Source organism: Microbacterium sp. B24, from assembly GCF_000333415.1.
Classification (GTDB): Bacteria; Actinomycetota; Actinomycetes; order Actinomycetales; family Microbacteriaceae; genus Microbacterium.
Window position 1 is genome coordinate 27,785 of record NZ_BADB01000367.1, and the last position, 21,627, is coordinate 49,411.

The 21,627-nt window shown below is 71.4% G+C and carries 20 protein-coding genes; 13 read left to right on the forward strand and 7 right to left on the reverse strand.

The window, feature by feature from the left end; all coding sequences use genetic code 11:
• Positions 1-73: 73 nt before the first annotated feature.
• Entirely contained in the window at positions 74-1,132 is a 1,059-nt protein-coding gene (locus tag I5I_RS09615) for a LacI family DNA-binding transcriptional regulator (protein WP_051039554.1), read from the reverse strand.
• A gap of 147 nt (positions 1,133-1,279) precedes the next feature.
• Here I5I_RS09615 and I5I_RS09620 point away from each other — a divergent pair, with 147 nt between their 5' ends.
• Genes I5I_RS09620 through I5I_RS09645 form a run of 6 tightly spaced genes read left to right on the forward strand, consistent with a single transcriptional unit; the run spans position 1,280 to position 8,337 of the window.
• A complete protein-coding gene (locus I5I_RS09620; RefSeq protein ID WP_036318790.1) occupies positions 1,280-2,629 on the forward strand; it encodes an ABC transporter substrate-binding protein in 1,350 nt (449 codons plus the stop codon).
• A gap of 3 nt (positions 2,630-2,632) precedes the next feature.
• Positions 2,633-3,592 (forward strand): carbohydrate ABC transporter permease, encoded by a 960-nt coding sequence (locus tag I5I_RS09625; RefSeq protein ID WP_036318793.1) that lies wholly within the window; start codon positions 2,633-2,635, stop codon positions 3,590-3,592.
• On the forward strand, positions 3,592-4,416 hold the full coding sequence (locus I5I_RS09630) for a carbohydrate ABC transporter permease (protein WP_036318796.1): 825 nt from the start codon (positions 3,592-3,594) through the stop codon (positions 4,414-4,416). The genes I5I_RS09625 and I5I_RS09630 overlap by 1 nt, the downstream gene beginning before the upstream one ends.
• Positions 4,413-5,372 carry an alpha/beta hydrolase gene (locus I5I_RS09635; RefSeq protein ID WP_036318799.1) on the forward strand — a complete coding sequence of 320 codons (960 nt, stop codon included), beginning with the start codon at positions 4,413-4,415 and terminating at the stop codon, positions 5,370-5,372. Before I5I_RS09630 ends, I5I_RS09635 begins: the two co-directional genes overlap by 4 nt.
• Positions 5,373-5,407: 35 nt before the next feature.
• Positions 5,408-6,901: a sucrose phosphorylase gene (gtfA, locus tag I5I_RS09640; protein WP_036318802.1), complete on the forward strand. Its 1,494-nt coding sequence runs from the start codon at positions 5,408-5,410 to the stop codon at positions 6,899-6,901.
• A gap of 47 nt (positions 6,902-6,948) precedes the next feature.
• On the forward strand, positions 6,949-8,337 hold the full coding sequence (locus tag I5I_RS09645; protein ID WP_036318805.1) for a MinD/ParA family ATP-binding protein: 1,389 nt from the start codon (positions 6,949-6,951) through the stop codon (positions 8,335-8,337).
• Between the two features lie 103 nt (positions 8,338-8,440).
• Here the strand turns inward: I5I_RS09645 and hpxO are convergent, their stop codons facing one another.
• From hpxO to I5I_RS09665, 4 genes are all read right to left on the reverse strand, one after another.
• Entirely contained in the window at positions 8,441-9,631 is a 1,191-nt protein-coding gene (gene hpxO / locus I5I_RS09650; RefSeq protein ID WP_036318869.1) for an FAD-dependent urate hydroxylase HpxO, read from the reverse strand.
• A 256-nt stretch (positions 9,632-9,887) separates the two neighbouring features.
• Entirely contained in the window at positions 9,888-10,208 is a 321-nt protein-coding gene (gene uraH, locus I5I_RS09655; RefSeq protein WP_036318807.1) for a hydroxyisourate hydrolase, read from the reverse strand.
• Positions 10,205-10,699 carry a 2-oxo-4-hydroxy-4-carboxy-5-ureidoimidazoline decarboxylase gene (gene uraD / locus I5I_RS09660; protein WP_036318872.1) on the reverse strand — a complete coding sequence of 165 codons (495 nt, stop codon included), beginning with the start codon at positions 10,697-10,699 and terminating at the stop codon, positions 10,205-10,207. The genes uraH and uraD overlap by 4 nt, the downstream gene beginning before the upstream one ends.
• Positions 10,700-10,710: 11 nt before the next feature.
• A complete protein-coding gene (locus I5I_RS09665; protein ID WP_036318810.1) occupies positions 10,711-11,337 on the reverse strand; it encodes a helix-turn-helix domain-containing protein in 627 nt (208 codons plus the stop codon).
• Positions 11,338-11,558: 221 nt separating this feature from the next.
• On the opposite strand from I5I_RS09665, the gene I5I_RS09670 reads away from it, so the two are divergent.
• The 7 genes from I5I_RS09670 to I5I_RS09700 are packed head-to-tail and all read left to right on the forward strand — an operon-like array spanning position 11,559 to position 20,771.
• Positions 11,559-13,229, forward strand: a complete 1,671-nt coding sequence (locus tag I5I_RS09670) for an NCS1 family nucleobase:cation symporter-1 (protein ID WP_036318813.1) — start codon at positions 11,559-11,561, stop codon at positions 13,227-13,229.
• A complete protein-coding gene (locus I5I_RS09675) occupies positions 13,226-14,059 on the forward strand; it encodes an aspartate/glutamate racemase family protein (protein WP_036318816.1) in 834 nt (277 codons plus the stop codon). The genes I5I_RS09670 and I5I_RS09675 overlap by 4 nt, the downstream gene beginning before the upstream one ends.
• Positions 14,047-15,477 (forward strand): allantoinase AllB, encoded by a 1,431-nt coding sequence (gene allB / locus I5I_RS09680; protein WP_036318819.1) that lies wholly within the window; start codon positions 14,047-14,049, stop codon positions 15,475-15,477. The genes I5I_RS09675 and allB overlap by 13 nt, the downstream gene beginning before the upstream one ends.
• Positions 15,474-16,583 carry an acetamidase/formamidase family protein gene (locus tag I5I_RS09685; RefSeq protein ID WP_036318822.1) on the forward strand — a complete coding sequence of 370 codons (1,110 nt, stop codon included), beginning with the start codon at positions 15,474-15,476 and terminating at the stop codon, positions 16,581-16,583. Before allB ends, I5I_RS09685 begins: the two co-directional genes overlap by 4 nt.
• Complete coding sequence (locus I5I_RS09690) at positions 16,580-18,163, forward strand: AtzH-like domain-containing protein (RefSeq protein WP_239640079.1); 1,584 nt, start codon at positions 16,580-16,582, stop codon at positions 18,161-18,163. Before I5I_RS09685 ends, I5I_RS09690 begins: the two co-directional genes overlap by 4 nt.
• Positions 18,160-19,461, forward strand: a complete 1,302-nt coding sequence (locus I5I_RS09695; protein ID WP_036318825.1) for a pyridoxal-phosphate-dependent aminotransferase family protein — start codon at positions 18,160-18,162, stop codon at positions 19,459-19,461. Before I5I_RS09690 ends, I5I_RS09695 begins: the two co-directional genes overlap by 4 nt.
• Positions 19,458-20,771 carry a Zn-dependent hydrolase gene (locus tag I5I_RS09700; RefSeq protein WP_036318828.1) on the forward strand — a complete coding sequence of 438 codons (1,314 nt, stop codon included), beginning with the start codon at positions 19,458-19,460 and terminating at the stop codon, positions 20,769-20,771. The genes I5I_RS09695 and I5I_RS09700 overlap by 4 nt, the downstream gene beginning before the upstream one ends.
• Positions 20,772-20,892: 121 nt before the next feature.
• Here the strand turns inward: I5I_RS09700 and I5I_RS09705 are convergent, their stop codons facing one another.
• On the reverse strand, positions 20,893-21,156 hold the full coding sequence (locus I5I_RS09705; protein ID WP_187289934.1) for a hypothetical protein: 264 nt from the start codon (positions 21,154-21,156) through the stop codon (positions 20,893-20,895).
• Positions 21,143-21,313, reverse strand: a complete 171-nt coding sequence (locus I5I_RS17135) for a hypothetical protein (RefSeq protein WP_162722431.1) — start codon at positions 21,311-21,313, stop codon at positions 21,143-21,145. Before I5I_RS17135 ends, I5I_RS09705 begins: the two co-directional genes overlap by 14 nt.
• Positions 21,314-21,627: the final 314 nt, after the last annotated feature.

A 21,627-nucleotide genomic window follows, 5' to 3' on the forward strand; every position in this document is an offset into this window, starting at 1 on the left:
TTCCCTGCCGGCGGCGGCGAACGCGATGCGGGACGATGCCAGCCTCCGTGGTCCTGTCGAGGAGCCTCACACTCTAGGCTCGGCGGGCGACCGAGGCGCGCATCCGCAACGGCAGCGGAACCAGGTGCGCCGGGGGAGCGGATGATCCGTCCGTCGCGGCATCGCGCTCGATCAGGTCGATGAGTTCGTCCGCGGCGGCGCGGCCGAGCGCGCGCTGCGGGAAGGCGAAGGTCGTCAGTCCCGGCCGCAGCCAGCGGGCGAACGACGTGTCGTCGAACGAGAGCACCGAGACGTCGTCGGGCACACGCACCCCGCGCTCCTGGAGCGCCTGGTAGGCGCCCATCGCCAGGCGGTCGTTGAAGCACAGGAGCGCATCGACCTCGGCGCCACTGTCGAGCACCTCCGACACGAGACGGAAGCCCTCCGGCGGCAGCCACTGCACCGTCGGACGAGCCGACACGATCTGCTGCCCCGTCTCGGCGAACACGGCGAGGGCGCCGCGCAGGCGTTGGGCGGCGGCGAGGCCGAAGGGGTGCGCGGTTGCCGGGTCGTCACCGACGCCGATCAGATGGATGCGCCGGTGCCCGCTGTCCACGAGCAGGCGCGCGGCGTCGGCACCGGCCGCGACCTCGTCCGGCAGCACGCGCACGTAGTCGGCGTCGTCGGTCGGCTCGATGTTCAGCAGCACGGTCGGCATGCGGGTCGCCTCCACCGGGATAGCGCGCGCGTGGGTCATCATCGTGGCCAGCACCACCCCGTCGACCTGCCGGTCGAACATCGCGTCGAGCAGGTCGCGCTCCAGATGCGCGTCACCGGCCGTCTCGCCGACGAAGACCATATAGCCGCGGGCACGTGCCGCCTCGATCGCGCCGCGGATCATCTCTCCGGCCAGTTGCGACGAGGCCACCGAGTCGGAGACGAACCCCAGCGTGCGCGTCGTCCCGGTGCGCAGCCCCGTCGACAGCGCGTTGGGGCGGTAGCCGAGACGGCGTGCCGCGTCGCGCACGCGTTCCTGCGCCGTCGCCGAGATCCGCAGCTCGTCGGCTCGCCCCGCGAGCACGAGCGATGCCGTGGATGCCGCCACTCCGGCCTCCTTGGCCACCTGCGACAGAGTCACGCGCGTGCGTGCCATCGGATCCCCCTTCCGGTCGGACGTTCCTCCGCGATGAGGGGTTGCGCCGACCGATATCTGCTAGTACGTTTTAGCACGCGAGCTGAATCGGTATAGCAGCAAGTATCCTCCTCGCACCGAGAAAACTGCATGGAAAGGCAGACAACGATGTCGAACACGAAGCGCATGCGCGGCTGGGCGGTTCTCGCCACGACCGTGACCGCGGGCCTTGCCCTCACCGCCTGTGCCCCTCCCGGAGCCGACACCTCCGGCACCCAGGCGCCGACCGGCGCCGTGACCCTCAGCTGCGGTACCGACCCGGTCACCCTCAGCGCCTACGTCGAGACCGGCTTCCCGCTGTTCAACGACCTCACCGCGGAGTTCACGAAGCAGTTCCCGAACGTGACCTTCAACACCCGCGAAGACCAGTTCGCGGTCATCACGCAGAACGCGCCCCGCGTGCTCGTCGACTCTCCGCCGGACATCATGCGCCTGCCCACCATCGTCGACCTGGTGAACGACAAGCTGCTGTACAACCTCGACGCCTACGCGACCGGCTACGGCTGGGACAAGTGGCCGTCGTCGCAGCTCGAGCAGCTGCGGGTCAACGACCAGGGTCAGCGCGGCGACGGTTCGCTGTACGCGATGGGGGTCAACTACTCCGTCACCGGTGTCTTCTACAACAAGAAGCTCGCCGCACAGATCGGCATGACCTCCGCGCCCACGACGCTGGCCGAGCTCGACGCCGACCTGCAGAAGGCGAAGGATGCCGGCATCACCCCGATCGCGCAGTTCAACGGCGGCGCGACCGGTGGCCTCGCCTTCCCGCTGCAGGCGCTGATGGCCAGCTACGGCAAGCCGAGCACGATCAACGACTGGATCTTCCTCAAGGACGGCGCCACGATCGACACCCCGGAGAACGTCAAGGCCGCCGAGCACCTCGACTCCTGGATCAAGGCGGGGTACTTCGCCGACGACGCGAACTCGATGGACTACTCGCAGATGATCAGCCGGTTCACCAGCGGACAGAGCCTGTTCATCTTCGACGGCGACTGGGAGTCGGGCAACTTCGACACCCAGATGCCGGGCGACGTGGGCTTCTTCCTCGCTCCGCCGCTGGAGGCCGGCGGTCAGAACGGTGCCATGTCGGCCCCGCTGACGTACGGTGTGTCGGCGAAGGCCGCTCACCCCGACTGCGCGGCGTTCTTCTTCAACTGGGTCGCCACCAACGAGACGGCCCGCACGATCGCCGTCGAGAAGGGCGGCTCGCACCCCATGGGACCGGCCGACGCCTTCATGCCCGCCGTCAAGGACGGCACGGTGACGGCGGAGACGCTCGCCGCCGGCGCGCAGCTGTCGCAGAACAACGGGTCGATGGACTTCATCGCCAACGCCACCGGCTCGATCTACGCGAAGAGCCTCACGCCCAACCTGCAGGAGCTGTTCGCCGGCAAGCAGACCCCCGCCGGCCTGCTCACCCAGGTGCAGACCGACTACCTGAGCAGCAAGAAGGGCTGATCCATGAGCACGTCCACGCGGCCCGGGGAGACCCGGGCCGCGCGGGACCGTGCGACAGCGACCCGCGACCATCGCCCGCGCCGCGCGCGATGGTCGCGGGAGGCTGTCGTCGGTCTCGCGCTCGTCGCCCCCGCGCTGGCCTTCTACGCGCTGTTCGTCCTCGTGCCGCTCGGCTCGACCGTGCAGTACTCCTTCTACAACTGGAACGGCGTCACCACCGCGACCTGGGCCGGCATCGACAACTACGTGCGTATCTTCACCGACGCGCAGCTGCTCGGTCCCATCGTCAACGCGCTGACCCTCATCCTCTACTTCTCGATCATCCCGGTGACGGTCGGCCTCATCGCCGCGGCCCTCATCCGCAAGCTCGGAGGCAGCCGCCTCGCATCGGTGTCGCGCACCGTCCTGTTCCTCCCGCAGGTCATCCCGCTGGTCGCGGCGGGCATCATGTGGACCTGGCTGCTGGCCGCCGACGGCGCGATCAACCAGTTCCTCACGGCGATCGGCCTCGGCGGCATCACCCGCGCGTGGCTCGGCGACTTCGACACGGCGCTGCCGGCCGTCGGCGTCATCGGTGCGTGGGTGTCGCTGGGCCTCTGCATGCTGCTGCTGCTCGCCGGCATGACCAAGATCGATCCCGCCCTGTACGAGGCCGCTCGTATCGACGGTGCGGGGCCCATCCGTGAGTTCTTCACGGTCACGCTGCCCGCCATCCGTCAGGAACTCGGCGTCGCGGTACTGATCACCGTGATCGGGGCCCTGCGCAGCTTCGACATCATCTACATCTCGACGCAGGGCGGGCCCGGCCGCAGCACCATGGTGCCCGGGCTCGAGATCTACTACCTCGCCTTCTTCGAGCGCCAGGTCGGACAGGCCTCCGCACTCGCGGTCGTGCTGACCGTGCTCGTGCTCGCCGTCGTGCTGCCGCTGAACAAGCTCACCCGCGGAAAGGACGAGAGCTGATGAAGACCTCCGCCGTCGAGGTGTGGTCCGGCCGCCTCCTGCTCATCGTCGTCATGGCGCTGACGATCATCCCGTTCATCTCGCTGTTCGTCACCGCGCTGCACGCCCCGGGCACCTATCCCGCCGGTCTGTCGTGGCCCGACGAGCCGCACTGGGACAACTTCGCACTCGCGTTCCAGTCCGCCGACATGCTCAAGATGCTCGGCTCGAGCATGCTCATCGAGCTCGGCGTCGTTCCCGTGAGCCTTCTGGTGGCGACCCTCGCGGGCTTCGCCCTCGGTCACTTGAAGGTGCCCTTCTCGCGTACCCTCTTCGTCGTCTTCGTGCTCGGTCTGACGCTGCCCATCGAGGGCATCATCGTGCCGATCTACTACCAGATCCGCAGCTACGGCCTGCTCAACACCCAGTGGGCCATCGTCCTCCCGCTGATCGGTCTGTTCATGCCGTTCGCCGTCATGTGGATGCGCGCGCACTTCGTCAACATGCCGCACGAGCTCACCGAAGCCGCGCGGACCGACGGCGCCACCACCTGGCAGCTGTTCTGGCGCATCCACGTGCCCCTGTCGGGCCCGGCCATCTCGTCGCTCGCGATCCTGCTGTTCCTGTGGACCTGGAACCAGTTCCTGCTCGCGATCGTTCTCGTCGACGACCCCACGAAGCGCACGATGGCCGGTGCGCTCGGCGCGTTCCAGGGGCAGTGGGGAACCGACATCCCGCTGCTGTGTGCGGGCTCGATCCTCATCCTGCTGCCCACGCTGATCGTGTTCCTGGTGTTCCAGCGGCAGTTCGTCGCGGCGCTGCTCCAGGGCGCGGTGAAGGGATGAGCTCCACCGCCCGGCCGCCACTCGACCCGGGGGTCGCGCGCGCGTTCGACGAACTCGACGACATCGTCGTGTCCATCACCGCCGCCGACGTCCCCCGTCTGCGACGCAACGCCGCGCCGGCGACCGAGGCCGAGCTGACCGCCCACGGCGCCTTCGTCCGCACGCTGCACACGGTGGGCGTCGGCTCCTCGGCCGTGCCGGTCGTCGTCAGCGTGCCGGTCGAGGCGTGCCGGCCCGTGCCGGTGCTGCTGCACCTGCACGGCGGCGGGCTCGTCTCCGGCGACGCCGACTCCGAGATGCCCGCCCTCATCGCGCTGGCCGATCGTGTGGGCTGCGCTGTCGTGTCGGTCGAGTACCGCCTCGCCCCCGAGCATCCGTACCCCGCGGCGCTCGAGGACGCGATGGCGGCGCTGCGCTGGGTGCGCGGACCGGAGGCCCCGGTCGCGCTCGATCGCGAGCGCATCGTGGTGACCGGCGTCAGCGCCGGCGCCGGCCTGGCCGCCGCGCTTGCTCTCTACTCCCGCGACCACGGCGGGCCGCGGCCCCTGGGCCTGCTCCTGCAGGCGCCGATGCTCGACCACCGCTCCAGCTCTCCCTCGGCGAAGCAGATGGCCGGTCATGGATCCTGGGACCGCGCCGCCAACGAGGTGGCCTGGGCGGCCTACCTCGGCGACGACGACCGCGATGCTCCGGTGTCGCCGTACGCGTCCGCCGCTCTCGCGGCCGATCTGAGCGATCTGCCGCCCATGTTCATCGACGTCGGTTCGGCGGAGACCTTCCGCGACGAGTGCGTCGCCTTCGCCGACGCCATCTGGCGCGCGGGCGGAGACGCGGAGCTGCACGTGTGGCCCGGGGGAACGCATGCCTTCGACCTCATGGCCCCGTGGCTGCCGATCTCCCGCGACGCCCGCCGCGCCCGTCGGGCGTGGCTGCGCCGCATCCTCCGCCGAGCGTGATCTGCGCGGCATCCTGATCTCTGGAAGGACCTCTCATGAACAGCACGCCCCCGCAGCTGATCACCTACGTCGACCGCCTCGCCGGCACCGTCACCGGTGTGCGCGACCTGCTCGAGACGCGCCTGGCCGGGATGTTCGGCGGCATCCACCTGCTGCCGTACTTCACCCCGTTCGACGGAGCCGACGCCGGCTTCGATCCCAGCGATCACACCCGCATCGATCCGCGACTGGGCACCTGGGACGACGTCCGCGCCCTGAGCGGCCAGGCCGTGGTCATGAGCGACGTCATCGTCAACCACCTCTCGGCCGAATCGGACGCCTTCCAGGACGTCCGCCGCCGCGGCGACGCCTCGCCCTTCGCGGCGATGTTCCTCACCCTCGACGCGGTGTTCCCCGACGGCGCCCGGGAAGACGACCTCGCCCGGATCTACCGCCCGCGGCCCGGCCTGCCCTTCACGGTGATGGAGCTGGGCGGGCGCAAGCGCCTCGTCTGGACCACCTTCACCGCCGACCAGGTCGACATCGACCTGCGCACGGAGGTGGCATGGGACTATCTCGTCTCGGTCATCGACGCCCTTGCCGGCGCCGGCGTGACCATGCTGCGCCTGGATGCCGTCGGCTACACGGGGAAGGAAGCCGGCACCGACTGCTTCATGACGGCATCCACCGATCGGTACACCCAGCGCATCCTCGCGCTCGCGCACGAGCGCGGCATGCAGGTGCTGCTGGAGGTGCACGGCCACTTCACGCAGCAGATCGACATCGCCCGCAGCGTCGACTACGTCTACGACTTCGCGCTGCCCCCGCTCGTGCTGCACGCGCTGCACGCGCACGACCTCCGCCCGCTCGCGCAGTGGCTCGCCGTGCGCCCGGCGAACACCATCACGGTGCTCGACACCCACGACGGCATCGGCATCGTCGACGTGGGCGAGAGCGACCTCAAGCCCGGCGTTCCGGGGCTGCTCGCGCCCGCGCAGATCGACGCGCTCGTCGAGGCGATCCACGACGCGAGCGGTGGAACGAGCCGGCTCGCCACGGGCGCCGCGGCGTCGAACCTCGACCTCTACCAGGTCAACTGCACCTACTACGACGCGGTCGGTGCCGATGATCGCGCCTACCTGCTGGCGCGGCTGATCCAGCTGATGGTGCCCGGCATCCCGCAGGTGTACTACGTCGGCCTGTTCGCCGGTCGCAACGATGTCGACCTCCTGCGCGCCACGGGGGTCGGTCGCGACGTCAACCGCCATCACTACACGCCCGACGAGATCGCCGCCGAGCTCGACCGCCCGGTCGTGCGCGCCCTGGGCGAGCTGCTGCGGCTGCGGGCCGCGCATCCGGCCTTCGACGGCGACTTCACCGCCGAGCTGGAAGACGCCACCGGGGTGCTGCGGTGGGTGCATGCGGAGCATCGGGTGGAGCTCGTCTTCGATGTCGCGGCGCGTGCTTTCACGCTCACGGCGACCGGCGCGGATGCCGGGGCGGATGCCGAGGTGCGCCGCACCGTGGATGACCTGCTCGCCGCCGGGTGAGGCCCCGCCCCCGGCGGCGAGCAGCACCGGATGGGATACTCGGAGGCGTGACTTTCGAACCCACCGTGCTCGTGACTTCGCAGACCGCCGCCGAGATCCACCTCGCCGGTGAGGTCGACGAGGTCTTCGCCTCGACGCAGGAGGGGCTGCGCAGCCGCATCGTCGAGTCGATCCGGCTGATGGCCGCGTCGGCGGGGGAGCCCGTCACGGCGACCGTCGTCGATGGCGCGACGCGGTGGGCGCTCGTGGTCAGCCCGGACGGCAGCTTCACCGAGGCCACCGCGTCCGCGACGGAGGTGGTGGCCGAGCCCGTCTCGGCGGCTGCGCCCGCAGCGGCCCCTGTCGCCCCGATCTCCGCCGTGCCCGTCGCGGCGGGTGCGACCGAGCCCGCTGCGACTTCCGAGCCCTCCCCCGCGACGTCGGCGGTGAGTGCGATCGACGGGCCCCTCCGCAGCGGCGGCACCCGCCGCGAGGGTGCGCAGCGCACCCCGGCCCAGCGGGCCACACCGACGGTCGACGACCTGCTCAACTCTCGCGCCGACCGCGCGCGTCCGCGGGCGACCGAGGGGTGGCGCGGAGCGATCCGTCGCCTCACCGGCGGCGCGATCTCGCCCCGCCCGGGCAAGGCCGAGCAGTCGCGCCTCGACCGCGAGCGACTCGTGCAGCGCCGTCTCGACGCGCCGCGCACGATCGTGGTGCTCAATCCCAAGGGCGGGGCCCACAAGACCACGTCGACGCTGCTGCTGGCGGCGACCTTCGGCACCCAGCGCGGTGGGGCCACGCTCGCCTGGGACAACAACGAGACCCGCGGCACGCTCGGTTGGCGCGCGCAGAACGCGCCGCACCACCGCACGGCCGTCGACCTGCTCGAAGACCTCGACCGCTTCGCCACGCCCGATCGAGCGAGCCTCGCGGCGCTCGACACCTACGTACGCACGCAGGTCGACGCCCGCTTCGACGTGCTCGCCTCGGACGAGGATGCCGCGGCATCCTCCACCATCGACGCGACCGCCTTCCACCGCTTGCACGACGTGCTCTCGCGCTACTACCGCCTGCTCATCGTCGACACCGGCAACAACATGCGCGCCTCGAACTGGGTCGCCGCCGTCGCCGCAGCCGACCAGCTCGTCATCGTCTCGACGGTGCGCGAAGACACCGCAGCCAGCGCCGCATGGCTGCTCGACGGCCTGCGCGAGAAGGGCTTCGACCACAAGATCGACGAGGCCGTCACGATCCTCGCGGCGCCGTCCGCCAAGCCCGATCGCAAGCTCGCCGAGCGCCTGGAGCGCCACTTCTCGCAGGTCACGGCCGAGGTCGTGCACGTGCCCTTCGATGCCGCGCTCGTCGACGGCGGTCCCATCGACTTCGATGCGCTGTCGCCCGAGACCCGCGACGCGTGGCTCACGGTCGCGGCATCCATCGCCCGTCGTCTCTGACGCCGCGCCCTCGCGGGCCCGCCCCGTCCCTTCAGCTCGCTCACCCAACTGCAAGGGCTTTGACGGTGACGCGCCGACGGGGTGCTCCGGTGCCGCGGCGCACTCAGTCCGCGAGCAGACCGCCGCCGAGGTTGACGGGGCTGTCTTCGATGTTGCCGACGATGCCGCGGATGATGCCGGCGCCGTCGGTGCCGCGGAGGCTCTCGTACCAGGCGTCGGTGACGGCCGGGTCGAACGCGTGCGTCTCCCACCCGCGCTTTCGCGCCCGCAGCACCAGCTCGCCCGCCCGTTCGACGCGCATCGCGGCGTACCGGCGGAGGCTGTCGGCGACGCTCAGCGTGTTGGTGGCGAACGCGATGCCGAGCGCGAACGCGTCTTCGAGCGCTGAGCACGCCCCCTGTCCGATGTCGGGGGAGGTGTTGTGCGCCGCGTCGCCGAGGATCGCGACCCGGCCCTTCGTCCAGGTGTCGAACGGGGTGATGTCCCAGATCTCGACGCGGTTGAGCGAGGCGGCCGGATCGATCGCGGCGAGCAGCTCCTGCACCCCGGGTGCCCAGTCGCCGAACGCCTCGCGCAGCGGCGCGAGGTCGCCGCGATCGTACGCGAGTCCCGAGGGCTGCGGGATGTCGAACCAGAAGTAGAAGCGGTCGCCGGCGATCGGCATGACCGCGGCGCGCTTGCCCTCGGCGACATACGTCGTCCAGGCCGTGGCGCGCCCGATGGTTTCCGAGACCGGCACGAGTCCGTTGAAGTTCGTGTACCCCGAGTACTCGCGCGCGATCGGCGGCGCGCCCTCGGGCTGCACATAATCGCGGACGATCGAGCGGGCGCCGTCCGCGCCGATGAGCATGTCGGCGGTGTCGGTCGTGCCGTCGGCGAACGTGGCGGTCACGCGCGTGCCGTCGTCGGCGATGCCGGTGAGCTTCTTGCCGAGGTGGATGCCGTCGAGCCCGAACCGCTCCATGAGCAGCGCCTGCAGGTCGGCGCGGGCGACGGGGTACGGCTTCTGACCGGTCTGGGTGGTGACGGGTGCGAGCGAGAAGTCGCACATCGTCTCGCCGGTGTGGCCGTCGAGATAGACCATGTCGGCCATGTCGCCGCCCAGGGCTGCGACCTCGGCGCCGAGTCCGAGCCAGTTGAGCACCTTCACGCCGTTCGACCACAGCGACAGCGCCGCTCCCACCGGGCGGTTCTCGCGCATCTGGTCGTAGATGACGACCTCGTGCCCGAGCCGTTGCAGCGCGATGCCCGCGCTCGTTCCTCCGACACCCGCTCCGACGACGATGACCTTCATGCCCGCCACGCTACGGATGCCGTGTCACCGCAACGTTTCCCCGGGGTAACCGCCGGCGCCCTCCCACCCGCCCCCCGCGCCCGGGGCCCCGCACGCTCGGCCCCGCCCCGCGCGCCCTCCGCCCGGCCGCGCCCGCCGCCGACCGCGAGACACGCGCTGCGCACCGAGACACCGGTGCGCAGCGCGTGTCTCGGTGCGGGGACGGTGTCTCGCGGTTCCACGGGCCGCGCCCGGCCCGTGGCCGCCCCGCGCCGGGTCAGGTGCCGCGGTAGGTGGAGTAGGCGAACGGGCTGAGCAGCAGGGGCACGTGATAGTGACGGGTGTCGGCGATGGTGAAGGCCACCGTGACCGACGGATAGAACGTCTCGGTGCCGCGGGCTGCGAAGTACGGCGCGGTCGCGAACACGAGCGCGTAGGTGCCCGGGGGCAGCTCGTCGGGTCCGAGGGCGAGACGCCCGTCGGCATCCGTCCGCCCGCTCGCGACGGCGACCCCGTCGGCGTCGAGGAGCTTCACGTCGACGCCGGATGCCGGGGCTCCGGCCGCGCCGTCGAGCACATGCGTGGTGAGGTGGGTCATGCGATCGTCGCCTCCAGCCGCAGCAGCGCGATCTCGCGCAGCTGGTCGAGGGCCTCGGCGGCCTCGGTCTCGTCGTCGTTGCCGAGGCGGCGCTCGAGCTCGTCGCGCATCTGCTCGGGCGTGCGTCCGGCCGCGCGGATGAGGAAGACGCGGCCGAAGCGTTGCTCGTAGGCGGCGTTGCCGTCGGCGATCGCGGTCGCCGTCGCGGCCGCGGCCGACGACATCGACGCCTGTTCGCGGCGCGCCGCCTCGGCGTCGGCTCCCGCGCCGCGCGGCTTCTCGCCGATGCGCGGGTGGTGGGCGAGGGCGGTGTCGAGCTCGGTGCACGTCCAGGTGCGCGCGAGCGCGTCCGCCCGGGCGATCAGCGCGTCGCGCGTTCCGTAGGGACGCCCCGCGACGACGGCGTCGACCCAGGCGGGGACGGCGGCCCAGACGCCGACGGTGGATGCCGCGGCATCCACCGGGAGCGCGTCGAACGCGTCGATGCTCATCTCGGCGACCATCAGTGGGCTCCGTGGACGACGAGCCAGCGGGCGACGACCGGTTCGCCGGACGTGTTGTGCAGTCGGTGCGGACGCGAGCACGGGTAGCTGATCGCGTCGCCGGGGCGCAGGACAACGCGTTCGTCGTCGAAGTCGACGGTCAGCTCGCCCGAGATGACGGTGCCGACTTCGTAGCCTTCGTGACGGAAGAGCCCGGCATCGCTGTGGGCGGTCGCGCCGGGCGGGTAGGTCGACTCGAAGTAGTCGACGCCGGGAGTCGGCACCGGAGAGATGCGGCGGAAGGTCACGCCGTCTTCCAGCACGATCGTGGTGTCGTGCTCGGCGCGCCGCAGTCCGAAGCTCGTCGGTGTGGCCGGCGCCTGCGATCCGGAAGGGTCGAAGACCGACGTCAGCGGAACGTCGAGTTCGTCGGTGATCGCGATCAGGCGCGAGACGCTCGGCTGCATCACGCCGCGCTCGATCTGCGACACCGCACTGGGCGAGATGCCGAGTCGACGTGCAAGGTCGCGCGCCGACATGCCACGGGCGACCCGCAGCGCGCGCAGCCGCTCACCGACGCCCTCGGTCGCGCTGTCGGCGCGATCGGCATCGAGCTCCGGCGGATCGACGGCGGGGGCGCGGGTCATGTCGCGATCGTATCGGGCGCGGATGCCGAGCGGGCGCCGCTCCGGTCGGGGTTCACGCGTTCGTCACATGTGAAGGTCCAACTTCACACAGCCGTTACATGAGCGAAATCGCGCGCGCAGCGTGAAGCAATAACTTCACATTACGCACCACCCAGGCCACGGACTCCATGTCGCGGTCCGCCCCACCTCCGTCACTGCCTCGGAACCCCTGGAAGGTACCCATGACCTCTCTGACCCCAACATCGACCCCGCCGTCGACCGGTGTCTACGACATCGTCGAAGCCGCCGGCATGCCCACGGGCGCCGGCAACATGAAGCCGCAGTACGACGAGCGTCTCGCCAACGAGGACCTCGCGCCGCTGCGCAAGCAGAAGTGGAGCGCGTACAACATCTTCGCGTTCTGGATGAGCGACGTGCACTCCGTCGGCGGATACGTCACCGCCGGCTCGCTGTTCGCGCTGGGCCTGCAGAGCTGGCAGGTGCTGATCGCGCTGCTGGTGGGCATCGTCATCGTGCAGTACTTCGCCAATCTCGTCGCCAAGCCCAGCCAGAAGACGGGGGTGCCGTATCCCGTCGTCAACCGCGCGATCTTCGGCATCCGCGGGGCGAACATCCCCGCCATCATCCGCGGACTGATCGCCATCGCCTGGTACGGCGTGCAGACGTTCCTGGCCGCCGAGTCGCTGAACATCGTGTTCCTGAAGTTCGTGCCCGGCTCGGCCGCCCTGCTCGACGTGTCGTTCCTGGGGCTGTCGGCTCTCGGCTGGATCTCCTACGGCATCCTGTGGGTGGCGCAGTTCCTGCTGTTCTGGAACGGCATGGAGGTCATCCGCCGCTTCATCGACTTCGCCGGCCCGGCCGTCTACGTCGTGATGATCGCGCTCGCCGTCTACCTCGTGTCGCAGGCCGGCTGGCAGAACATCTCGTTCAACCTGTCGACCAAGCAGTTGGACTTCTGGTCGTCGATCCCCGTGATGTGCGCCGCGATCGCGCTGGTCGTGTCGTACTTCTCCGGCCCGATGCTCAACTTCGGCGACTTCGCCCGCTACGGCAAGAGCTTCGCGGCGGTCAAGCGCGGCAACTTCTGGGGTCTGCCGATCAACTTCCTGTTCTTCTCGCTGCTGACGGTGATCACCGCCTCGGCGACCGTGCCCGTGTTCGGTCAGCTCATCACCGACCCGATCAAGACGGTGGAGGCCATCGACGGCTGGTTCGCGATCCTGCTCGGCGGACTCACGTTCGTCACCGCGACGGTGGGCATCAACATCGTCGCGAACTTCATCTCGCCGGCGTTCGACTTCTCCAACGTCGCTCCGAAGAAGATCTCGTGGCGCGCGGGCGGCATGATCGCCGCGGTCGGGTCCGTGTTCCTGACCCCCTGGAACTGGTACTCCAACGACGACGCCATCCACTACACGCTGGGCCTGCTCGGCGCGCTCATCGGTCCGCTGTTCGGCATCCTCATCGCCGGCTACTACGTCGCCGGACGCCAGCGCATCAAGACCGACGCCATGTTCACGATGGACCCGACCGGACCCTACTGGTACCGCCGCGGTTTCAACCCGAACGCGATGAAGGCGCTGCTGGTGGCCGGCATCCCCGCGGTGTTCCTCGGGGTCTTCCCGAAGCTGTTCGCCGACATGGGACTGTTCGACATCTCGTGGGTCAGCGACTACAGCTGGTTCATCGGCTGCGGCCTGGGCTACGCCGCGTTCGCGCTCTTCGAGCGCATCGACCCCCGGGTGCCGACGTTCGACGGCGAGAGCGACGGCGTCTCCGACGGCACGATCGACGGTGCCGCGGCGACGGCGGCGGCCGAGCCGCCCGCCATCTCGGCCGAGATCCCCGTGGCCGCCCCCACCGGCACGACGGCAGGATCCGGCGCCCCGTGAGGATTCTCCTGATCAACCCCAACACCTCCCGGGCGATGACCGCGACCGTTGCGGCCGCCGCCCGGGAGGTGTCGGGTGCGGATGTCGAGATCGCCGCCGTGTGTCCCGATCCCGGTCGAGGGCCGGCGGCGGTGGAGAGCCATGTCGACGAGGTGGCTGCGGCCGCCGTCGTCGTGGAGCTGATCCGCGCCGATCTGGCCACCGGCGGCAGCGACGCCTACGTCATCGCCTGTTTCGGCGACCCCGGCCTCGACGCAGCCCGCGAACTCGTCGACGTGCCGGTGATCGGCATCGCGGAGGCCGCCATGCACGTGGCGGCGATCGCCGGCCGCCGCTTCGCGATCGTGACGACCCTCGGGCGCACGCTCGGGCGGGCCCGCGACCTCGTCGCCCGCTACGGCATGGACCGCGCCTGCGCGCAGTACCGCGCGGTGGAGATCCCCGTGCTGGCCCTCGAAGACCCCGATGAGCAGACCCTGGCCCGCATCGAACGCGAGTGCCGCGCCGCGCTCGATCCCCCGGAGAGCGGGACGGCGGGTGACCCGGTCGATGCGATCGTGCTCGGCTGCGCCGGCATGGCCGACCTGTGCGACCGGCTGTCGGCGCGTGTCGACGCTCCGGTCATCGACGGGGTCGCCGCCGCCGTGGGGCTCGCGATCGGCATGGCCCGCATGGGCGTGCGCATCGGCTCTCGGGGCGAGTATGCGCCGCCGCCGGTGCGGAAACACCCGCGAAACGACGCCTCGGTAGCGTCGGAAGTGCGTGCGGGCGACGCGATGACGTCGCTTACGCAACCGACGGTGAGAGAGGCGATGCTGTGGCAGACGTGAGCGTGATCCGGGCCGAGCGCGCCTGGATCGACGGGGCCTTCCGGCCCGCGGAGGTGCGGATCGTCGACGGCGTGATCGCCGAGGTCGCGGCGTCCGAGGGCCTCGCGGGGGTGGATGCCGCGGCATCCGCCGACGCCCTCGTGCTCGGCGCCGACGAGGTGCTGCTGCCGGGACTCGTCGACTCGCACGTGCACCTCGACGAGCCGGGGCGCACCGAGTGGGAGGGCTTCGCGACCGGCACCGCCGCGGCCGCGGCGGGCGGCATCACGACCCTGTTCGACATGCCGCTGAACTCGGTGCCGGTCACCACGACGCCCGAGGCGCTCGCCGCCAAGCGGGCGGCGGCGGTCGGCAAGCTCGCGGTCGACATCGGCTACTGGGGCGGCGCCGTGCCCGAGAACCTCGGAAGCCTGGCCGCGCTCGCTGCCGCCGGCGTCGTCGGTTTCAAGTGCTTCCTCGTGCCGAGCGGCATCGATGAGTTCGGTCACCTCGACCGCGCCGGCCTGCACGCCGCGCTCACCGAGATCGCCGCCTTCGACGGCCTGCTCATCGCGCACGCCGAAGACGAGGCGCACCTGCACGAGGCCGCCGTCGAGGTCGGCGCGGGCCCGGCGGGCGAACTCGGACGTCACTACGACACGTTCCTGCGCAGCCGGCCCCCGGTCAGCGAGGAGGCGGCGATCGCCGCCGTCATCGATGCGGCCCGCGCCACCGGGGCCCGGGCTCACATCGTGCACGTCGCCGACGGGCAGGCGCTCGACGCCGTGCGCGCGGCGAAGGCCGACGGCATCCGCCTCACGGTCGAGACCTGCCCGCACTACCTCACGCTGTCGGCCGAAGAGGTTCCCGACGGCGCGAGCGCGTTCAAGTGCTGCCCGCCCATCCGCGATCGCGCCAACCAGGACCTGCTGTGGGAGGGTGTCCTCGACGGCACGATCGACGCCGTCGTCAGCGACCACTCGCCCGCCACCCTCGCGCTGAAGACCGCCGGCGGCGGCGACTTCGGCCTGGCGTGGGGAGGCATCGCGGGCGTGCAGACCGGGTTCGCCAGCGTCTGGACCGAGGCGGCGCGCCGCGGCATCCCGCTGGAGAGCCTGCTGCCGCTGTTCACGACCGGCCCGGCCCGCATCGCCGGGATGCCGGGCCTCGGCGTCATCGCACCGGGCGTGCGGGCGAACCTCACCGTCTTCGCGCCGGAGCGGTCGTGGACCGTCGACGCGCACCGTGTGCTCTACCGGCACAAGCTGTCGCCGTGGGACGGGCGCGATATGCGGGGCGGCGTCGTCGCCACCGTGGTCGGCGGTACCGTCGTCTACCGTGCGGGCGACGAGGACGCGCGGGCCCGGCCGGGAATCGAACTGCTGGCCGACGTGGCGGATGCCGTCGCCGACACGATGCGCGAGGGAGCGACATCATGACCGAGACCACCGAGATCCTGCAGCCCGGGTCGGGCCGCATCGCCGGAGAGCACTACCTCGCGGCATCCCCCGAGACGGTGCTCTGGGGGCGGCTGCCGTGCGCCGTCGACGCGCCGGTGCTGACGGTGGCCGCCGGTGAGACGGTAACGATCGACACCGTCAGCCACGAGGGGATCCTGCCCGATCAGGGCCAGGACCCCCTGGGGTACTTCACCGGTCACGGCGTTCCCGCCGCGCACGTGCTGACCGACGCGATCGAGATCGCCGCCACGGTGGCCCGCGACGCCATCGCCGACGGACCGCACGTCGTGACGGGGCCGATCTTCGTCGAGGGTGCCGAGGTCGGCGATCTGCTGAAGATCACCGTCGTCGATCTCGCGCCGCGCGTGCCGTACGGGGTCATCTCCAACCGGCACGGCAAGGGCGCGCTCGTCGGGGTCCTGCCGCGCGGGCCCGAGAACGTCAGCGTGTTCACGCCGGTGTCGGACGGTCGCGGCATCCTGCCCCTGGTCGACGGTGGCGAGCGCGTCGTGCGATTCCCGCTCGCGCCGTTCCTCGGCACGATGGGCGTCGCCGTCGCGGGCGACGAGCGCCCCCACTCGGTGCCCCCGGGCGCGCACGGCGGCAACATCGACATCAACCTGCTCGTGGAGGGGGCGGTGCTGTACCTGCCGGTGCAGGTGGCCGGTGCGCTGGCGTACGTCGGCGATCCGCACTTCGCGCAGGGCGACGGCGAGGTCGCGCTGACCGCGCTCGAGGCGTCGCTGCGCGCGACGCTGCGCTTCGACGTGGTGCCGCGCGCGGAGGCGCTCGCTGCGTTCGGGGAGGTGACCGGGCCGCTCGTGCGCACGCCGGAGTATCTGGTGCCTACGGGGCTCGACGTCGACCTCGACGAGGCGATGCGCAAGGCCGTGCGGGCCGCGCTCGATCTGCTACAGGCACGGTACGGGATGGCCGAGCACCTGGCCTACGCGTACCTGTCGGCCGCCACCGACTTCGACATCTCGCAGGTCGTCGACATCGTCTGCGGCGTCCACGCGCGCATCCGCGAGTCGGACTTCGCGGCCGTCCGCCCCGCCTGGCTGACCGGCGAGAACGCCTCGTGACCGCGGCTCCGACCATGCCCGACGCGCTGCGTGCGGCGTGCGAGGCGTACGAGCGGGCGATCCTGTCCAACGACCTCGACGCCCTGGATGCCGCGTTCGCTCCCGGTGAGCGCACGCTGCGCGGCGACGGCGCGGGGCTGCTGGTCGGACACGACGCGATCAGCGCGTTCCGCGGCGCCCGCGGCGGGGTGTCGGCCCGCACCATCGAGCGGGTCGAGTACCGGCCGCTCGCCGAGGGGGTCGCGCTCATCGTCGCCGTCTCCCGGTTCGCTGCCGGCGGCACCGGTCTGCAGACCCAGGTGTGGCAGCTGATCGACGGGCGGTGGCTCATCACGGCTGCGCATGTCACTCCGCGCTCCGCGGCGTTCGACCGCTCGATCTGGCGCACCGTCGGCGACCCGCTGTATCAGGGCGCCTGGGACGGACCGCTCGCCGGCCTCACCGTCGCGGTGAAGGACCTCTTCGCGATCAAGGGCTATCGCATCGGCGCGGGAAACCCGACCTACCTCGACTCCGCCCGCGCCGAGACCACCAGCGCCCCCGCGGTGGGCGACCTGCTGCGCGGTGGGGCGTCGCTGCGGGGCATCGCGCGCACCGACGAGTTCGCGTACTCGATCGCGGGCGACAACGCGCACTACGGCACCCCGCCGAACGCCGCCGTTCCGGGGGCGCTTCCGGGTGGCTCGTCGAGCGGCCCGGCATCCGCCGTCGCGCTCGGCCAGGCCGACATCGCCCTCGCGACCGACACGGCCGGGTCGGTGCGCGTGCCGGCGTCGTACCAGGGCCTGTGGGGCCTGCGGACGACGCACGACCTCGTTCCCCGGCAGGGGCTGCTGCCGCTCGCGCAGAGCTTCGACACCGTCGGCTGGCTCGCCCGCGACGGCGCCACGCTGCAGGCGGTCGCGGACTGGTGCCTCAGCTACGACGGGTCGGACTCGACCGACTCCGTCTTCGGGGCCTCGGCCGACGACCTCCCCTGGCGGTTCCGGGTGCCGATCGAAGCACTCGCCGCCGCCGAGCCGGCCACGCGCGCGGCGTTCGAGGCGATGCTCGCGGCGTCCGCGCTGCCCGTCGAGGAGGTCTCGCTCGGCGACCTCGACGACTACCTCGTGCCGTTTCGCACCGTGCAGGGGGCGGAGGCCTGGCGCAACAACGGGGAGTGGCTGCGCGCGCACCCCGGCTCGACCGGACCTGCCGTGGCCGAGCGCTTCCGCGCCGCTGCCGCGGTCACCGCCGCCGACGAGTCCGCGGCGCGCGCGGCCCTGGCCCCCCGGCGCGACGCCCTGCACGCGCTCGTCCGCGACGCCGTGCTGCTGCTGCCGACCGTGCCCGGTCCGGCGCCGTCGCGCACGGCCACCGGCGCCGAGGTGGATGCCGTGCGCACGAACACCCTGCGCCTGACGACGCCGGCCGCCGTGGGTGGCCTTCCCGCGCTGTCGGCCCCGCTGCTGACCGTCGCCGCCGCGGGCGGAACCGCCCCGGTCGGCGTCAGCCTGATCTCGCGCGCCGGCACCGACATCGCGCTCGTGCGCCTCGGCCGCGCCCTCCACGCCCGCATCACCGAAACGGAACCCGTATGAGCACCGACACCCTCCCCGGCCCGATCGCCCCGCCCGCGCGGCTGCTGATGGGCCCCGGCCCCATCTCGGCCTACCCGAGCGTGCTGACCGCCATGTCGGCGCCGCTGGTCGGTCAGTACGACCCCTTCATGACGGCGACGATGACCGAGACCCAGCAGCTGTATCGCGGGGTGTGGAGCACCCGCAACGACGCGACCCTGCTCGTCGACGGCACGAGCCGTGCCGGCATCGAGGCGGCGATCGTCTCGCTCGTGAAGCCGGGCGATCGCGTGCTGGTCCCCGTGTTCGGCCGCTTCGGGCACCTGCTGGCCGAGATCGCCGAGCGGGCGCTCGCCGAGGTGCACACCATCGAGACCGATTGGGGTCAGGTGTTCCCGGCATCCGTCATCGAGGAGGCGATCGCCCGGGTGAAGCCGAACCTCCTCGCCCTCGTACAGGGTGATACATCCACCACCATGCTGCAGCCGTTGGAGGAGATCGGCGAGATCTGCCGTCGCCACGGCGTGCTGTTCTACACCGACGCCACCGCGTCGCTGGGCGGCAACGCCTTCGAGGCCGACGCGTGGGGGCTGGATGCCGCGACCGCCGGACTGCAGAAGTGCCTGGGCGGTCCGAGTGGATCGTCGCCGATCACGCTCAGCGACCGGGCCGTGGAGGTGATCCGCTCGCGCACCAAGGTCGAGGCGGGCATCCGTGAGCCCGGCGACGAGTCGTCGGCCGACTTCGTGCGCTCGAACTACTTCGACCTGGGGCAGATCCTCGACTACTGGGGTCCGCGCCGGCTCAACCATCACACCGAGGCGACGAGCATGCTCTACGGCGCGCGCGAGTGTGCCCGGCTGCTGCTGCTCGAAAGCCGCGACGCGGTCATCGCCCGCCACGAGCTCGCCGGCCGTGCGATGCTCGCGGGCGTCGAGGCGCTCGGCCTCGTCGTCTTCGGCGACGTCGCCCACAAGATGAGCAACGTCGTCGCCGTCGAGATCCCCGTGGGAGTGCCCGGGGATGCCGCGCGATCGGCGCTGCTGGACGACTTCGGCATCGAGATCGGCACGTCGTTCGGACCGCTGCACGGCAAGGTGTGGCGCATCGGCACGATGGGCTACAACGCCCGGAAGGATGCCGTGCTCACGACCCTCGCGGCCATCGAGAGCGTGCTGCGCCGCTTCGGCGCGGCGGTTCCGGCCGGTGGTGGCGTCGAGGCCGCGGCCGACGTGTTCGCCGCCGCCCCGGCGCTGCTGCACGCGCCGCGGACCGGTGCTTTCGTGCCCGCTTCGATCGTCCCCGCGGAGACGGCGTGAGTTCGGCATCCCTCCTGCGGGCCGCGCCCGACGTCATCGCCGCTGCCGCGCGCCGTGTGATGGCGCGGTGCGAGGAACTCGCGCGGGTGAGCGCGGATGCGGCATCCATCGAGCGGGTCTACCTCTCGCCCGAGCACGCGCGCGTCAACCGGCTGGCGGCCGAGTGGATGCGCGAGCTGGGCATGCGCACGTGGCAGGATGCCGCGGGCAACCAGGTCGGGCGCATCGGTGATCCGGCCGCTCCCGCGCTGATGCTCGGCTCGCACCTGGACACGGTGCTCGACGCGGGCCGCTACGACGGCATCGCCGGTGTGCTGATGGCGTTGGAGGTGGTGCGTCTGCTGCGCGTGCCGGCGGGTCGTGACGGCGACGCGGGCGGAGACGGCTGGACCGTGCCGCTGCCCTTCGCGATCGAGGTCGTCGCGTTCTCGGATGAGGAGGGCACCCGCTTCGGCAAGGCGCTGCTCGGTTCGTCCGCGGTCGCCGGCACCTGGAACGACGCCTGGTGGGACCTGATGGATGCCGACGGGGTGAGCCTGCGCCGCGCGTTCCTCGAGTTCGGGCTCGACCCGGCGCGCATCGGTGAGGCTGCGCGGCGGCCGGGCGAACTCGTCGGCTACCTCGAGGCGCACATCGAGCAGGGTCCCGAGCTGGACCGCGCGGGAGAGCCGCTGGCCGTGGTCTCCTCGATCGCGTCGGCGCGGCGCTTCCAGCTGGTGGTGGAGGGCGAGGCGCGCCACGCCGGCGGCACGCCGTACGACATGCGTCGCGACGCGCTGCTGGGCGCGAGCGAGGCGGCGCTGGCGGTCGAGCGCATCTGCTCCGCCGAGCACCACATCGTCGGCACCGTCGGACGTTTCGAAGCGTTCCCCGGCGCGGTCAACGTGATTCCCGGCGAAGTGCAGTTCTCCCTCGACCTGCGCGGCGAGTTCGACGGTGAACGCGATCGCGTGTGGGATACGCTCGCGCGCGAGCTCGACGAGATCATGGGGCGACGGGCGCTGCGGTGGCGATCCCGCGAGGTACACAGCGCTCCCGCCGTGTTCTGCGCACCCCTCCTGCGGGAGGTGGTGGCCGGCGGCATCCGGGCGACACTGCCGCCGCGGTCGGACGCGCCGCCGGTGATCTTCAGCCGCGCCGGCCACGACGGCATGGCGCTGGGAGCGGTGACAGACGTCGGCATGCTGTTCCTGCGCAACCCCGACGGTGTCAGTCACCACCCCGACGAGTCCGTGTCCGCGGGCGACGTGGCCCACGGCATCCGTGCCCTCGCCGAGGCCGTCCTGTTGCGCGGCACCGAGCGGATCTGACCCGCCGCCGCGCTCCACACCGCCCGAGAAACACGGTCCGCGCCGAGAAACCCCCGCTGCAGAGATGTCTCGGCGCGAAAATGGTTTCTCGCTCAGCGCCGCGCGGCGCCCGCCGGCGCGCTCAGGGGCGCACGTGCAACTGCAGGGTGTCGAAGATCGTCGTCCGGCTCCCGGTGGCGATGGTGACGGTGTGCAGGAGCTCGTACCCCATCGCGCCCCATTCGTTCAGCTCCGACCAACGGTGTCGTATCTGATCGGAGTTCTCGGCCTCGGCGTCGGTGCGTGACTGCAGGCGCGTCTCGACGATGACATAGGCGTACTCGTCTCGGGGTTCGGATCGATCGCACGCCGTGTGCATGCGGGACCGGCGGTCACTGAAGATCAAGGAGCGCCCCCACCTGACGTGAGCCGATGACGACCACGATCCAGAAGACGGGCGAGAAGATCAGTCCCAAGATGATGGCGCGTGCGATGCGGAGGGACTCGTCGCGCTCGCGCTCGAACGACCTGCCCCCTGGGTTCGTCGTCTGCTTCACGGTCATGGTCTCTCCCCTTTCGTGCATCGAAGGCCGTCCCTTCCGTGCACACCGGAGACCACCGCAGCACGAGCGCAGGTGTCTCCCGCGTGCGTGGGAGGCGTCCGAGTGCGGCGCTGAGTGCCGGCCCCCCGGGATTTGAGTGGCGCCGGCGATCCGCACCGCCAGCTGCGCGCCGGCGCGCACCATAGCGGCCCCGCAGGGCAATGCGTGTCATCGCGCGTGGGGATGCGAACACTCCCTGGCGCCGCGTCGATCACTCATTCGGTGGGGGCATGCTCCTGCGCGGCGCTCATTCGGCGGCCCGAAGCACTCTGTGG

Excerpts from the sequence above, each read along its gene's own strand:
- I5I_RS09615 (WP_051039554.1), bottom strand. The coding sequence starts at position 1,132 with ATGGCACGCACGCGCGTGACTCTGTCGCAGGTGGCCAAGGAGGCCGGA.
- I5I_RS09620 (WP_036318790.1), top strand. The coding sequence starts at position 1,280 with ATGTCGAACACGAAGCGCATGCGCGGCTGGGCGGTTCTCGCCACGACC.
- I5I_RS09625 (WP_036318793.1), top strand. The coding sequence starts at position 2,633 with ATGAGCACGTCCACGCGGCCCGGGGAGACCCGGGCCGCGCGGGACCGT.
- I5I_RS09630 (WP_036318796.1), top strand. The coding sequence starts at position 3,592 with ATGAAGACCTCCGCCGTCGAGGTGTGGTCCGGCCGCCTCCTGCTCATC.
- I5I_RS09635 (WP_036318799.1), top strand. The coding sequence starts at position 4,413 with ATGAGCTCCACCGCCCGGCCGCCACTCGACCCGGGGGTCGCGCGCGCG.
- gtfA (WP_036318802.1), top strand. The coding sequence starts at position 5,408 with ATGAACAGCACGCCCCCGCAGCTGATCACCTACGTCGACCGCCTCGCC.
- hpxO (WP_036318869.1), bottom strand. The coding sequence starts at position 9,631 with ATGAAGGTCATCGTCGTCGGAGCGGGTGTCGGAGGAACGAGCGCGGGC.
- uraH (WP_036318807.1), bottom strand. The coding sequence starts at position 10,208 with ATGACCCACCTCACCACGCATGTGCTCGACGGCGCGGCCGGAGCCCCG.
- uraD (WP_036318872.1), bottom strand. The coding sequence starts at position 10,699 with ATGAGCATCGACGCGTTCGACGCGCTCCCGGTGGATGCCGCGGCATCC.
- I5I_RS09665 (WP_036318810.1), bottom strand. The coding sequence starts at position 11,337 with ATGACCCGCGCCCCCGCCGTCGATCCGCCGGAGCTCGATGCCGATCGC.
- I5I_RS09670 (WP_036318813.1), top strand. The coding sequence starts at position 11,559 with ATGACCTCTCTGACCCCAACATCGACCCCGCCGTCGACCGGTGTCTAC.
- I5I_RS09685 (WP_036318822.1), top strand. The coding sequence starts at position 15,474 with ATGACCGAGACCACCGAGATCCTGCAGCCCGGGTCGGGCCGCATCGCC.
- I5I_RS09695 (WP_036318825.1), top strand. The coding sequence starts at position 18,160 with ATGAGCACCGACACCCTCCCCGGCCCGATCGCCCCGCCCGCGCGGCTG.
- I5I_RS17135 (WP_162722431.1), bottom strand. The coding sequence starts at position 21,313 with ATGACCGTGAAGCAGACGACGAACCCAGGGGGCAGGTCGTTCGAGCGC.